The following is a 13,044-nucleotide window of genomic DNA, read 5'->3' on the forward strand; positions in this document are numbered from 1 at the left end:
CCCGATGGCGTGGTCACGGGCAGGGTTTGGATGTTTATGCGGCCCAAACCCTACTCCAGCCGAATCGAAGGTTCGCGGGCAGGTCCCACTAACGCGCCGATCATCCCCCCGGACGGCGGCCGGACGCGACGAATCGCAGGTCAGAGCAGGTATGAACGCCGCCACCGCGCAGCGGACGACACGCCGGGGGGCCGCCTCCTGACAGAGCATGAGCCCGTAATACGATCAGCATGGCGCGGGCGCCGCCGTCGGTCCGCCGACGGGTGCTTCGGCGACCCCGGCGGACAGCTGACACTCTGCCACCGACCCGCTGGTTACGGTGGGACGGTGCCGAACTTCGACGTCGCGTCCACCGCCCCGCTGCATCCGCTGGCCAGGCAGGCCCTGCTCTCCGCGCTCGACGAGGGCTGGGCGGACCCGGCCAGGCTCTACCGGGACGCCCGCCACGCGCGCATGCTGCTGGACGCCGCGCGCGAGAGCGTCGCCTCCGACCTGGGCGTCAGGGCGGACGAGCTCAGCTTCACCGCTTCGGGTACGCAGGCGAACCATCTCGCCGTGCTGGGTCTGCTCGCCGGGAATCACCGGAAAGGGCGTCATCTCGTACATTCCGCCGTCGAACACTCGTCTGTGCTGCACGCGGCGGAGCGGCACGAGGCGGACGGCGGTGCGGTGACCTCGGTCCCGGTCGACGCCTCCGGCCGGATCCGGCCGGACGCCCTCCAGGAGGCGGTCGCCACGGCCGGCACGGCGCTGGCCTGTCTCCAGTCGGCGAACCACGAGGTCGGCACGGTCCAGCCGGTGACGGAGGCCGCCGAGCTGTGCGCCGCGGCCGGCGTGCCGCTCTTCGTCGACGCCGCGCAGTCCGCGGCCTGGTCGCGGGTCGAGGGCCCCTGGTCGGCACTGGCCGCCTCCGCGCACAAGTGGGGCGGCCCGGCCGGCGTCGGCGTCCTCGCGGTCCGCAAGGGCGTCCGCTACCGTCCGCCGTTCCCCGCGGACGAGCGGGAGGGCGGCCGGGTCCCCGGCTTCGTCAACGTCCCCTCGATCGTCGCCGCGGCGGTGGCGCTGCGCGCGGCCCGCGAGGACGCGGCGGCGGCCGACGCGCGCCTGCGGCCCCTGGTGGACCTGCTGCGCGACCGCGTCCCCGCGCTGGTCCCCGACGTGGCCGTGCTGGGCGACGCGGAGCGCCGCCTGCCGCACCTGCTGACCTTCTCCTGCCTGTACGTGGACGGCGAGTCCCTGCTGGGCGCCCTGGACCGGGCCGGCTTCGCGGTCTCCTCCGGCTCCTCCTGCACGTCCAGCACGCTGACCCCGAGCCACGTCCTCGCCGCGATGGGCGCGCTGACGGAGGGAAACGTCCGGGTCTCGCTCGGCCGCGACGCGACGCGGGAACAGGTCGAGGAGTTCCTCGCGGTCCTCCCTGAGGCGGTGGCCTCGGTCCGGGCCCAGCTGACGCCGGCGACGACGGAGAGTCCCTCGAAAGAGGTCACCGTGGTCGACGTCCTGGGCAAGCTGTGCCCGATCCCGGTCATCGAACTGGCCAGGCAGTTCCCCGCGGTCCCCGTCGACGGCGTGATCGCCGTCCTGTCGGACGACGAGGCCGCCGCGATCGACATCCCGGCCTGGTGCCACATGCGCTCCCAGGCGTACGAGGGCCAGGCCCCCGCCGCGGACTACCTCCCGGGGGCGACGGGCACGGCCTACCTGGTCCGCCGCCTTTCCTGACGCACCCTGGGACGTTGCAACCCCCCAGGGGCGCGAGGCTCTGCTTGATCAACTGCGCGCGCGACAAGCCACTGACATGCGGATGGTCCGGGGCGCGCAGGGCCGTCCGCACCGGGTGGTTGCTCGCGCAGTTCCTCGCGCCCCCAGCGAGCTACCGCAGGTGCGCGCGGAGCTCGTCCGCCGCGGGGTCGCCGTAGGCCGCGGCGAAGCGCTCGGCGAAGTGGCCGCGGCGCAGTTCGTACTCCTGGGTGCCCAGGGTCTCGATGACCAGGGTCGCCATCATGGCGCCCACCTGCGCCGCGCGCTCCAGCGAGACGCCCCAGGTCAGGCCCGCCAGGAAGCCCGCGCGGAAGGCGTCGCCCACGCCGGTCGGGTCGACCTTCGCCTTCTCCGCCGGGCAGGAGACGAAGATCGTCGGCTCGCCCTTGCGGTCGATCCGCGCGCCCTTCGCGCCCAGCGTGGTGATCCGGACACGGACGCGGTCCAGGACGTCCTCCTCGGACCAGCCCGTCTTCGTCTCGATCAGTGCCTTCTCGTACTCGTTCGAGAACAGGTACGCCGCGCCGTCCACCAGCGAACGGATGTCCTCGCCGTCCAGGCGGGCCAGCTGCTGCGAGGGGTCCGCCGCGAACGCGTAGCCGCGGGTGCGGCACTCGTCGGTGTGGCGGATCATCGCCTGCGGGTCGTCCGCGCCGATCAGGACCAGGTCGAGGCCACCGGAGCGCTGCGCGACCGGGTGCAGCTCGATGCTGCGGGCCTCGCTCATCGCGCCGGTGTAGAAGGAGGCGATCTGGTTGTGGTCCTGATCCGTGGTGCAGACGAAGCGCGCCGTGTGGCGGGTCTCGGAGATGTGCACCGACTTGGTGTCCACGCCGTGGCGGTCGAGCCACGAGCGGTACTCGGAGAAGTCCGCACCGGCCGCGCCGACCAGGACCGGGCTCAGGCCCAGCACGCCCATCCCGAAGCAGATGTTCGGCGCGACGCCGCCACGCCGCACGTCCAGGGTGTCGACCAGGAAGGAGAGCGAGACCGTGTGCAGCTGGTCGGCGACGAACTGCTCGGCGAAACGGCCGGGGAAGGTCATCAGGTGGTCGGTGGCGATCGAGCCGGTGACAGCGATACGCACGGCGGCGGGCTCCTTGGGACGGCACGGGGGGTTGCTGACGTTCTACGGTACCGGCCACCGCGGGCGGATTACCGCGAGGTAGGGCTGGAACGGCGGCGTGGACGGATCTACTGTCGAGCTGTGAGGCGGCGACGCAGCCGCCGAGGAGGCCGTGATGATGCCCGAGCGCAGCCCCATCCACATCCCCGCGTACCTGCGCGGCGAGGCGGATCCCGACACCCTGGCCGGTCTGGTCGAGGGCGGTCGGCGGCTGGGTCTGTTCTGGCCGCTGCTGGCCGGCAGCGAGGGGAAGGGCGACGCGAAGAGCGAGGCCCCGCAGCCGCCGCGGCGGCGTCCCGGCTTCCGGGTGGGCCCGCGCGAGGCCCGGCTGATCGGCGGCATGTCGGAGTACGGCGGCTGAGGGAACCGGTGACGTTCCTTCCGCGTCCCATGCTCGTTCAGCAAGGGACAGAGCAGGAGGCCGTCACCGTGGAGTTCCGACACCACCCCCGCCGCAGCACGCGGGTTCTCACCACGTTCGTCGCCCTGGCGGCCGCGTGCGCCGCCGGGTTGTCGGGCTGCGCGTCGAGCACCGCCACCGGTTCGCACTCCGCGCTCCCCAGCGGCACGCCGTCGTCGGCGCTGGTCACGCCCGGCGGTCCGATCCTCTCCCCGTCGCCGACCCCGACCCCCGGCGCGCCGGGGACGACGACGCCGGGCGCGCCGACGACGGGACATCCGACCGGGATCCCGGCCGGCGCCTACAGCACCGCCGGCACGGTGCTGACCGTGTACTTCGAGGCCGGGGTCTGCGACCGGTACGGCGTGACCGCCAACCAGTCGCAGGCCGGCAAGGTGCTGATCACCGTCGTGATCACGCAGCGGCACCCGAACGGGCAGATGTGCCCGATGGCGATCACGCCGCATCACGCGAGCGTCGACCTCGGCAGCCCGCTGGACGGTCGCCAGGTCGTCGACACCGCCACCGGCAGGGCGCTCCAGCAGCAGCCGTGGACCGGCGGCAAGGAGAGCCACGGTCCGGTCGGCAGCGGCAACAGCTGAGCACGGAAACGCGTACCGCCCCCGGCCGTCGGCCGGGGGCGGTACGCGTCGTTCCCGCTGTCGCGGGGTCCGACTAGCTGAAGGAGTCGCCGCAGGCGCAGGAGCCGGTGGCGTTCGGGTTGTCGATCGTGAAGCCCTGCTTCTCGATCGTGTCGACGAAGTCGACCGTGGCGCCGGTCAGGTACGGGGCGCTCATGCGGTCGGTGACGACGCTGACGCCGTCGAAGTCGGCCACCACGTCGCCGTCGAGCGAGCGCTCGTCGAAGAAGAGCTGGTAGCGCAGGCCCGAGCAGCCGCCGGGCTGCACCGCGACGCGGAGCGCGAGGTCTTCGCGGCCCTCCTGCTCCAGCAGGCTCTTGACCTTGGACGCAGCGGCATCAGTGAGGATGATCCCGCTCTCGACGCTGGTCTCGTCCTGGACGGTCATCTGCATACTCCCGGGTTTGACGACGTACTTCCACCGGCGGAAACCGGCGGCGCCCCGGATGTATTCCGGGCCAAGTCCTGACTGTCCATGCTCGCACACCCGGCCTCGGTCATCACTCCCCCGTCCGCGTTCTCGGGTGAGGCGCTCGCCACCTCCCGCCGGGCCCGGCCCGCCTCCCTGGCCGCGTCCGCCAGGCGGGAGACGGCGGACTCGACGATCTCCAGGTCGGCCTTGGTGTGCGCGACGGCCGCGTCGATCAGCAGAGCCACCATCGGGTCACCGGCGTGTTCCCTGCGCAAACGGGTGAGCGCGGCGAGTTCGCCCAGGTAGGTCTGCCGCTGCGCGGTGACCAGCGCGTCCAGTTCCGCCTCGCCGAGCCTGGCCGCGCCGAACAGCTTCAGGAACAGCTCGTCGCGGAAGCCCGAGGTGCGCACCCACGGGGTGGTGGCCCAGCCGGTCAGCTCCTCCTGGCCCGCAGGAGCGAGCGTGTAGCGGGTCTTGTCCGGCCGGTCCGACTGGCTCACGTGCGAGCGGGTGACGTAGCCGTCCCTGACCAGGCGGTCGAGGATCTGGTAGAGGTGCCCGATGTTCAGGCCGCCCCACTGCGGGCCGATGGCCTCCTCGAACCGCCCCTTGAGCTCGTAGCCGTGGCTGGGACCGTCGGCCAGCAGGGCCAGAACCGCGTGGTGCAGCGGCATTTACACACCTCCTTGCATTGTGCCAATGTACCGGTACATTGCCGCAATGTAAGGGGGAGGGCGGATGCCGGTGAAGCTCTGCGGGGTCACCCGCGGCTACCCGGGACTGACCGCGCTGGACGGGGTGGATCTGGAGATCGGCGACGGCGCCGCCGTCGCGCTCACCGGCCCCTCGGGCGCGGGGAAGTCCACCGTGCTGCATCTGCTGGGCGGCATGGACGCCCCGACCTCGGGCACGGTCGAGATCGACGGCGAGCCGCTGGCCGCCCGCCGGATGGACGAGCACCGCCGCCGGGTGGGTTTCGTCTTCCAGCGCTTCCACCTGCTGCCCGCACTCACCGTCCTGGACAACGTGCTGGCCCCGGTGCTGCCCCGACGGGTCGACTTCGACCGCCGGGCCCGCGCCGTCGAACTGCTGGAGGCCGTCGGCCTGGCCGCCCGCGCCTCCGCCCTGCCGGCCGAGCTCTCCGGCGGCCAGCAGCAGCGCGTCGCCATCGCCCGCGCGCTGATCGGCCGGCCCCGGCTGCTGCTCGCCGACGAGCCGACCGGCAACCTGGACAGCGTCATCGGCCGCGAGATCGTCGACCTGCTGCTGTCGCTGCGCGAGCGCTACGGCACCACCCTCGTGCTGGCCACCCACGACCCCGAGGTCGCCGCCGCCTGCGACCGGATCGTCAGGCTCCAGGACGGCCGGATCACGGCCGACACCGAACTCACCCCGCCGGGAGACGTGCTCGACCGGCTGGGAGGGCTGCGGCCGTGATCGCGATGATCCTCGCCCAGCTGCTGCGCCGCCGCGGCCGGGCCCTCGCACTGGCGGCGGGCATCCTGGTCGCGGCGACCAGCTTCACCCTGCTGACCTCGGCGGTCACCACCAGTCGGGCCGAGACGGTCGGCACGGTGAACGCCAACGCCCGCTCCGCCTACGACCTGCTGGTCCGCCCGCCGGGGGCGACCAGCACCGTGGAGAAGCAGCGCGGCCAGGTGGAGGCCAACTTCCTGTCCGGGATCTTCGGCGGCATCACCATGGACCAGTACCTGCGGATCAAGACGCTGCCCGGCGTGGACGTGGCCGCGCCCGTGGCCAACATCGGCTACCTGCAGGTGGAGAGCTCGATCACGGTCGACCTCTCCCGCTTCGTCGACAGCGGTGCGGCCGACCAGCTGCTGCGGATCCGCCCGGTGCTGAGCGCGGGCCTGGGCCGCTACCCGATGGCCGACCAGTACCTCTACCTGACCCGCGACCCGCTCGCCCTCGTGGACACGACGAAGGTGGGCGGCCTCTGGCCCGACGTCCAACTGCAGCACGCCGGCGGCAAGGACTACGCGGTCTGCTGGTACTTCAACTGGGACCACACCGGCGCCCCCGCCACGCCCTACAGCCAGGGCGACCCGATGGGCGTGCTGCCGCTCGGCCCGACCCCCTTCAGCCCCCAGGACCGCACCCACCTGACCTGCGAGTCCGGCCGGTCCGACCACGGCAGGGCGACCCTGCTGATCCCGGTCGCCTACCCGGTGCTGCTCACCGCCGTGGACCCGGTCGCGGAGAGCCGCCTGATCGGCCTCGGCTCGGCCGTCACCTCCGGCCGGATGCTCCGCGAGGGCGACACGCCGCGGGAAACCGCGGGCGTCGACGAGCGGGTGGTGTCCGTCCCGGTCCTGCTCAGCAGCCGGGCCATGAGCGCGGGAACGATCGACACCGCGGTGCAGCGGGTGGACGTCGGCGGCTCGGCGTCGCTGCCCGCCCTGCTGGGCACCCCCGCCGCGTACAGGACCGTCGAGGCACTGCCGGGCAGCACGGTCGGCAGCGTCCGGTCGGACCTGGCGAGCGGCTTCCTGACGCTCGACCCGCATCTGCGGACCTATTCGGGCACCTACTGGACCGTCGGCCCGATCGGCTACCGGGCCACTCCGCAGGGGCTGGTCGCCGCCACCCGCCCGCCGCAGCCCTACACGATCTGGAAGCCCGCCCCCAACGGCACCGGCTGGACCTGGCTCGCGCCCGAGGAGAACACCGGCCCGCAGTTCCGCTCCGTGACGCCGTGGCAACCCAGCGACTGCCGCGGCATCCAGGGCACCTGCGCCATCGATCCCGGAGTCGTCCCCTCTCCGACCCTCGACATCGTCGGTCGCTACGACCCCGCCCGGCTGGACAACTTCTCCACGCTCAGCAGCGTCCCGCTGGAGACCTACCAGTCCCCCGCCGTCACCGGCGCCGACGCCGCGAGCCGGGCCGCGCTCGGCGGCAGGCCGCTGCTGCCCGACCGCAACCTGGGCGGCTACATGAGCCAGCCACCCACCCTGCTCACCACCCTCTCCTCCATCGCGGCCTTCACCACCAGCCGGTCCACCCCCGGCCCCCAGCTGGACGCGCCGGTCAGCGCGATCCGGCTCCGCGTCGCCGGGGTCACCGGCGTCGACAAGGCCTCGCAGGCCAGGGTGAACGCGGTGGCGGCGGAGATCCGCGCCGCCTACCCGGCGCTGGAGGTGGACGTGACCGTCGGCAGCTCGCCGATGCCGCAGACGATCGTCCTGCCGGGCGGCGTGCGAGTGGTCGAGGGCTGGACCGCGAAGGGCGTCGCGCTGCGCATCCTGTCCGCCGTGGACGCGAAGAGCGCGGTGCTGTTCGTGCTGGTGCTGGTGGTCTGCGCGCTCTTCCTCGGCCAGGCGGCCCTCGCCTCGGTCCGGTCCCGCCGCACCGAGATCGGCACGCTGCGCTGCCTCGGGTGGAGCGCGGGCGAGGTCTTCCGGCTGATGCTGGGCGAACTGCTGTTGATCGGCGCGGCGGCGGGCGCGGCGGGCGCGCTCCTCGCGTACGCGCTGGCCGCCGGTTTCGGTCTGCACACCTCGGCCGCGAAGGCGGCCCTGGTCCTTCCGACGGCGGTCCTGCTCGCCCTGCTGGCCGGCCTCCCGCCCGCCTGGCGTGCGACCAGGGTCGGCCCGCTGGACGCGGTCGACCCGCCGGTGGCGGCGGTCGGCCGGGCCCGCCCGGTCCGCACGGTCCGCGGCCTGGCCCTGCGCAACCTGCTCCGCGTCCCCGGCCGCAGCGTGCTGGGCGCGGCGGGGCTGGCGCTGGGCGTCGCGGCCTTCACGGTGCTGCTGGGGGTCACCCTGGCCTTCCACGGCGAGGTCGCCGGCTCCCTGCTGGGCGACGCGGTGGTCGCCCGGGCCCGCACGGTGGACTACGCGAGCGTCGCCCTCTCCCTGCTGCTGGGCGCGGCGGGCGCGGTCGACGTCCTGGTCCTCTCCCAGCGCGAACGCGCGGCGGACCTCGCGGTCCTGCGCGCCTGCGGCTGGAGCACCCGCGAGCTGGCCCGGCTGACGCTCGCGGAGGGCGTCTGGCTCTCCGCGCTCGGCGGCGCGGCGGGCGCGGGCGCGGGCCTGGGCGTCCTCGCGGCGCTGGGCCGCGGCCTCCTCGGCGGCGGCAGGGTCGTCGCCCTCACCACCGCCGGCCTCCTCGCCGCGGCGGCGGGCGTCGCCCTCGTCTGCGCGGCCCTGGCTTTCGCCATCCGCGCTCTCTCCCGCCTGGCCCCCGCCCGCCTCCTGGCCGCGGACCAGTAGGTGCAACCACGGCAGGGGGCGCGAGGAACTGCGCGACAAGCCACCCGCGCGCGGATGGTCCTCAACGCGCAGGGCCCATCCCCACCGAGTGGTTGTTCGCGCAGTTCCTCGCGCCCCTGCCGTGGTTGCTCGTCTGCCCAAGGTTCCCCGTGCCTCTGGATGGTGCAAGGATCTTCGGGTGATTCTGCGACCGGTACGTGACTCCGCGTCAGACGCCGCCACCGTGCGCGAGATCTATCAAGCCGCCTTCGGCGTGCCGCCGCTCGGGGATCGGGAGCGCGCACGCGCGGACGTGCGGACGCGGCGGCTCGCCGTCGCGGACCAGGGCGGGTGCTGGTTCGCCGAGGAGGACGGCCTGCCGCTCGGCGTCGCGCTCTCGCTGAAGCGGGAGGGGCTGTGGGGTCTCGCCCTCTTCGCCGTACGGCCGGAGGCCCAGGGCAAGGGCACCGGCCGTCTGCTGCTCGACCACGCGCTCGCGCACGCCCGCGGCTGTCTGCGCGGGATGGTCGTCGCCTCGGAGGACGCCCGCGCCGCCCGCCGCTACCACGCCGCGGGCTTCAAACTGCACCCCACCATGGCGCTGACCGGGGCCGTCGACCGGACCCACCTGCCCGCCACCGGCGGGATCCCCGTGCATCTCGGGGACGCCTCGCACTTCGCGCTGCTCGACTCCGTCGACCGCGGCAGCCGCGGCGCCGCGCACGGCGAGGACCATCTCGCGCTGCTGCGCACCAGTGACGAACTGCTCGTCGCCGACACCCTCGGCGGTTCCGGCTACTGCTACCGCCTGGGCGGCCGGGTGATGATGCTGGCGGCCACCTCCCGCCGGGTCGCCACCGCGCTGCTCGCCGAGGCCCTGGCCCGGATCCCCGAGGGCGAGTCCGCCGACGTCCGCACGCTCACCGCCGAGCAGGACTGGGCGCTGGACGTCGCCCTCGCCGCCGGACTGTCCGTCAGCAACCGCGGCTACCTCGCGCTGCGCGGCATGAGGCCCCCGACGCACTACATCCCGTCGGGGGCCTACCTCTGAAGACCGCTCAGACCATGGTGTCCAGGATCTCCCTGACCATCTCCATCGTCGTGCCCGGGTGCAGGAACGCGAAGCGGGCGACGACCTCGCCCTCCCAGCCGGTCGGGGTGACGAAGCCGATCTGGTCGGCGAGCAGGCGCTCGGACCAGGTGTAGTAGTCCTTCGCGGACCAGCCCTTGCGGCGGTAGACGACGCTGGACAGCTCGGGCTCGCGGATGACCTCCAGGTCCGGGTACTCCGCCGCGATCAGCGCCGCGGTGTCGCGGGCCAGCGCGATGCCGGTCTCGATCGCCTCCGCGTAGGCGTCCGTGCCGTGGACCGCCAGCGAGAACCAGAGCGGCAGTCCGCGGGCCCGGCGGGTCAGGTGGTACGCGTAGTCGGTCGGGTTCCACTCCTGGTCGTGGTCGGCGGTGTGCAGTACGTCCAGGTAGGAGGCGTCCTGGGTGTGGACGGACTTGGCCAGGCGCGGGTCGCGGTAGATCAGCGCGGCGCAGTCGAAGGGCGCGAAGAGCCACTTGTGCGGGTCGACGACGAAGGAGTCCGCGTGCTCGATGCCGCGGTACTTCTCCCGCACCGAGGGCGCGAAGAGGCCGGCGCCGCCGTACGCGCCGTCCACGTGGAACCAGAGCCCGTGCTCGCGGGCGACCTCGGCGATCCCGGCGAGGTCGTCGACGATGCCGGCGTTGGTGGTCCCCGCCGTGCCGACGACGGCGATGATCGAGCCCGGGTCCTCGTCCGCGGCGATGGCCGCGCGCAGCGCCTCGCCGGTGAGGCGGTGGTCCCGCGTCGGGACGACGAACTTCTCCACGCCGATGATGTTCAGCGTGTTGGTGACCGAGGAGTGGGTCTGGTCGCTGACCGCGATCCGCAGCCGTGCGCCGATCCCGACGCCGAGCCGGCGGCGCGCCGCGTCACGGGCGACGACCAGCGCGGACAGGTTGCCCGCCGAGCCGCCGGAGACGAAGCAGCCGCCCGCCGAGGCCGGCAGCCCGGCCTGGTCCGCTATCAGCCGCAGCACCTGGTTCTCGGCGGCGATCGCACCGGCGGCCTCCAGCCAGGAGATGCCCTGGAGCGAGGCGCAGGAGACGACCATGTCGAAGAGCAGGGCGGCCTTGGTCGGCGCGCACGGGATGAAGGAGAGGTAGCGCGGGCTGTCGGCCGAGATGACGGCACGGGAGAGCTCGTGGTCGTACAGCTTCAGCACGTCCGCAGGATCGTTTCCGCGGTCGTTGAGCAGGCCCTCCAGCGCGCCGGCGAGCTTGTCGCCGTCGCCCGGGTGGTCCAGCGGGACCGGGTCGTACTGCAGACGCTCCCGCATGTAGTCGAAGACCAGGTCGACCATGCGGGCGTCGTACCGGTGCATCCGCTCGGCGTGGGGCACGGCAGTTCCTTCGGGGCGCAGGGGGTTGTGGGGCAATGCCACCCTAGGCAGGCCGGTGCCCGCCCCGCCTGTCGGAACCCTGCGGCCCACGCACGCTTCCTGCGTGATCAACCCCGGCCGCGCAGGATTCCTGCACCGCGACCGGAGCGCCCCCGACTCAGCCGATCAGCCTGCTCAGCACCACCGTGCTACGGCTGCGCTGGACACCGGGCTCGCGCCTGATCCGTTCGATCACGGCCTCCAGCTGGCGCATGTCGGCGGCGCGCAGATGGACCAGCGCGTCCGCGTCTCCCGTCACCGTCCAGGCGGCGACCACCTCGGGGAACTGGCGCAGCGAGGAGAGGATCTCCTCCGGCGGGGTGCGTTCGCGGCAGAAGACCTCGACGAAGGCCTCCGTGGTCCAGTCGAGCGCGCCGGGGTCGAGCACCACGGTGAAGCCGCGCACCACCCCCCGCTCACGCAGCCGGTCCACCCGGCGCTTGACCGCCGTGGCGGAGAGGTTCACCAGCAGCCCGATCTCGGCGTAGGAGGCCCGCCCGTCCCTGCCGAGCAGCTCCAGCACCCGACGGTCGGTGTCGTCCAGGGCGGCGGCGGGGCTGATCGGCGATCTCGGTGCTGGCACCCGCTCAGCCTTTCACACCGGAGGGCTCAGGGACCGGCCGCCGCTCACGCCTGCGCCGCAGCGGCTCCCTGCTGCGCGCGGTGGATCAGCAGCCCGGCGGCCACCGAGGCGGCGCAGACCACCCCGGCCACCACCACGCTCGGCGAGACCAGCACCGCCACGCCGGTGACCGGCAGCACCCAGAGCGCGGCCCCGCGTTTGGTGTGCCGGACGTGCAGGGCCCAGACGGTGAGCAGGTAGAGCGCCGTCGGCACGGTGACCGCCAGCGTCGCGGTGTGCGCGCCGATGTGGGTCTTGCCCACCGCGCGCAGGACCGCCACCTCGATCCCGGCCCCGATGGCGGCGGCGGAGAGGAAGACCAGGTAGTGGCCGTAGCCCCAGACGAAGGCCACCCGGTTCGAGTTCAGGTGCTCCTCCACCGACCGGGCGAAGTAGATCCACCAGGCGGCGAAGCAGATCAGCAGCCCGCCCGCGGCGATCGGCAGCAGTTCTCGGAAGGCCTCGTGCTCGTCCACGGCCGACTGGACGGCGACCGTCGCGGCCGCCACCGACTCGCCCAGCACGATCAGCGTGAAGCAGCCGTAGCGGTCGGCGATGTGGCCGGGGTGCCAGGCGGTCTGCGCGACCCGCTCCGCCCAGATCGGGACGGTCAGCTCGATGACGACGCCGGGCAGCGCGCCCCACAGCTTGTCCCCCGCCGGGACGTCGAACATCCACAGCACCCAGTACACCTGCGCCAGGGTCACCCCCAGGGCGTAGCGCAGCGCGACCGACCGGTGCGGCCCGCGGGCGGCGGCCGCCGCCCTGAGCCACTGGGCGACCAGCGCGATCCGCATCACGACGTAGCCGGTGACCGTGACCTTGAAGTCGGAGTCCGAGAAGGCCCGCGGCACCCCGGCCGCCAGGATCAGCGCGCCGACGATCTGCACGAAGGTGGCGATCCGGTAGGGGACGTCGTCGGTGTCGTAGGCGGAGGCGAACCAGGTGAAGTTCATCCACGCCCACCAGATGCCGAAGAAGACGAGGAAGTAGCCGAGAATCCCGTGCTTCAGCTCCCCCGCGCCGAGGGCGTGCGCCAGCTGCGCGCCCGCCTGGGCCACCGCCACCACGTAACAGAGGTCGAAGAACAGCTCCAGCGGCGTGGCCGCCCGGTGCTTCTCCTCCCGCCCGCGCGGGCGCATCCGCCGACCGCGGACCGGACCCCCGCCCGATCCGCCGTCCGACCCGCCGACCTGCCCCGAAGGCACCCCCGCGCTCGGCTGCTCGCTCATCGCCGCGTACCCTCTCCTATCGCCCGACTCGCTCCCTCGCAGACGATAGGGCAGGTCGGCGACGCACCCCGGTAGCGCCGCCTTGGCCACAGCGGGGTACGTCACATTGCCTCTGCGCCCATCGCCAGTGTGATCGGGGCGGGCTATCATAGATAGCGTCAGGTA

12 protein-coding genes are annotated in these 13,044 nt (G+C 73.3%); 6 read left to right on the forward strand and 6 right to left on the reverse strand.

Features of this window, described 5'->3' with window-relative positions; translation table 11 throughout:
* The first annotated feature begins 327 nt into the window (after positions 1-327).
* Positions 328-1,722 carry a cysteine desulfurase/sulfurtransferase TusA family protein gene (locus BS83_RS18490; protein WP_037604852.1) on the forward strand — a complete coding sequence of 465 codons (1,395 nt, stop codon included), beginning with the start codon at positions 328-330 and terminating at the stop codon, positions 1,720-1,722.
* 151 nt (positions 1,723-1,873) lie between these two features.
* Here BS83_RS18490 and BS83_RS18495 read toward each other — a convergent pair whose 3' ends face one another.
* Positions 1,874-2,848 (reverse strand): carbohydrate kinase family protein, encoded by a 975-nt coding sequence (locus tag BS83_RS18495; protein WP_037604853.1) that lies wholly within the window; start codon positions 2,846-2,848, stop codon positions 1,874-1,876.
* Between the two features lie 154 nt (positions 2,849-3,002).
* Here BS83_RS18495 and BS83_RS18500 point away from each other — a divergent pair, with 154 nt between their 5' ends.
* A complete protein-coding gene (locus tag BS83_RS18500; protein WP_037604854.1) occupies positions 3,003-3,248 on the forward strand; it encodes a hypothetical protein in 246 nt (81 codons plus the stop codon).
* Between the two features lie 68 nt (positions 3,249-3,316).
* Positions 3,317-3,889, forward strand: coding sequence for a hypothetical protein (locus BS83_RS18505; RefSeq protein ID WP_157597227.1), 573 nt, complete (start codon positions 3,317-3,319; stop codon positions 3,887-3,889).
* A 73-nt stretch (positions 3,890-3,962) separates the two neighbouring features.
* Here BS83_RS18505 and erpA read toward each other — a convergent pair whose 3' ends face one another.
* Entirely contained in the window at positions 3,963-4,316 is a 354-nt protein-coding gene (erpA, locus tag BS83_RS18510) for an iron-sulfur cluster insertion protein ErpA (protein ID WP_037604856.1), read from the reverse strand.
* Positions 4,313-5,014, reverse strand: a complete 702-nt coding sequence (locus tag BS83_RS18515; RefSeq protein ID WP_084713657.1) for a PadR family transcriptional regulator — start codon at positions 5,012-5,014, stop codon at positions 4,313-4,315. The genes erpA and BS83_RS18515 overlap by 4 nt, the downstream gene beginning before the upstream one ends.
* A 64-nt stretch (positions 5,015-5,078) precedes the next feature.
* Between BS83_RS18515 and BS83_RS18520 the strand changes: the two genes are divergently transcribed.
* The 3 genes from BS83_RS18520 (at position 5,079) to BS83_RS18530 (ending at position 9,605) form a co-directional block, all read left to right on the forward strand.
* Positions 5,079-5,777, forward strand: coding sequence for an ABC transporter ATP-binding protein (locus tag BS83_RS18520; protein ID WP_037604857.1), 699 nt, complete (start codon positions 5,079-5,081; stop codon positions 5,775-5,777).
* A 5-nt stretch (positions 5,778-5,782) separates the two neighbouring features.
* The gene (locus tag BS83_RS18525; protein WP_037609331.1) at positions 5,783-8,575 is read left to right on the forward strand and encodes an FtsX-like permease family protein; all 2,793 of its coding nucleotides are present in this window, start codon (positions 5,783-5,785) and stop codon (positions 8,573-8,575) included.
* Between the two features lie 178 nt (positions 8,576-8,753).
* Positions 8,754-9,605, forward strand: a complete 852-nt coding sequence (locus BS83_RS18530; RefSeq protein ID WP_037604858.1) for a GNAT family N-acetyltransferase — start codon at positions 8,754-8,756, stop codon at positions 9,603-9,605.
* Between the two features lie 7 nt (positions 9,606-9,612).
* Here the strand turns inward: BS83_RS18530 and BS83_RS18535 are convergent, their stop codons facing one another.
* From BS83_RS18535 to BS83_RS18545, 3 genes are all read right to left on the reverse strand, one after another.
* Entirely contained in the window at positions 9,613-10,986 is a 1,374-nt protein-coding gene (locus BS83_RS18535) for a pyridoxal phosphate-dependent decarboxylase family protein (RefSeq protein ID WP_232248408.1), read from the reverse strand.
* 157 nt (positions 10,987-11,143) lie between these two features.
* Complete coding sequence (locus BS83_RS18540) at positions 11,144-11,608, reverse strand: Lrp/AsnC family transcriptional regulator (protein ID WP_232248410.1); 465 nt, start codon at positions 11,606-11,608, stop codon at positions 11,144-11,146.
* 44 nt (positions 11,609-11,652) lie between these two features.
* Complete coding sequence (locus BS83_RS18545) at positions 11,653-12,879, reverse strand: low temperature requirement protein A (protein ID WP_037604860.1); 1,227 nt, start codon at positions 12,877-12,879, stop codon at positions 11,653-11,655.
* Positions 12,880-13,044: the final 165 nt, after the last annotated feature.

It is taken from the genome of Streptacidiphilus rugosus AM-16 (assembly GCF_000744655.1).
Lineage (GTDB): Bacteria > Actinomycetota > Actinomycetes > Streptomycetales > Streptomycetaceae > Streptacidiphilus > Streptacidiphilus rugosus.

Bases quoted from the DNA above. Each gene is read 5' to 3' on its own strand.
- erpA (WP_037604856.1), bottom strand. From the start codon at position 4,316: ATGACCGTCCAGGACGAGACCAGCGTCGAGAGCGGGATCATCCTCACT.
- BS83_RS18525 (WP_037609331.1), top strand. From the start codon at position 5,783: ATGATCCTCGCCCAGCTGCTGCGCCGCCGCGGCCGGGCCCTCGCACTG.
- BS83_RS18545 (WP_037604860.1), bottom strand. From the start codon at position 12,879: ATGAGCGAGCAGCCGAGCGCGGGGGTGCCTTCGGGGCAGGTCGGCGGG.
- BS83_RS18515 (WP_084713657.1), bottom strand. From the start codon at position 5,014: ATGCCGCTGCACCACGCGGTTCTGGCCCTGCTGGCCGACGGTCCCAGC.
- BS83_RS18500 (WP_037604854.1), top strand. From the start codon at position 3,003: ATGATGCCCGAGCGCAGCCCCATCCACATCCCCGCGTACCTGCGCGGC.
- BS83_RS18520 (WP_037604857.1), top strand. From the start codon at position 5,079: ATGCCGGTGAAGCTCTGCGGGGTCACCCGCGGCTACCCGGGACTGACC.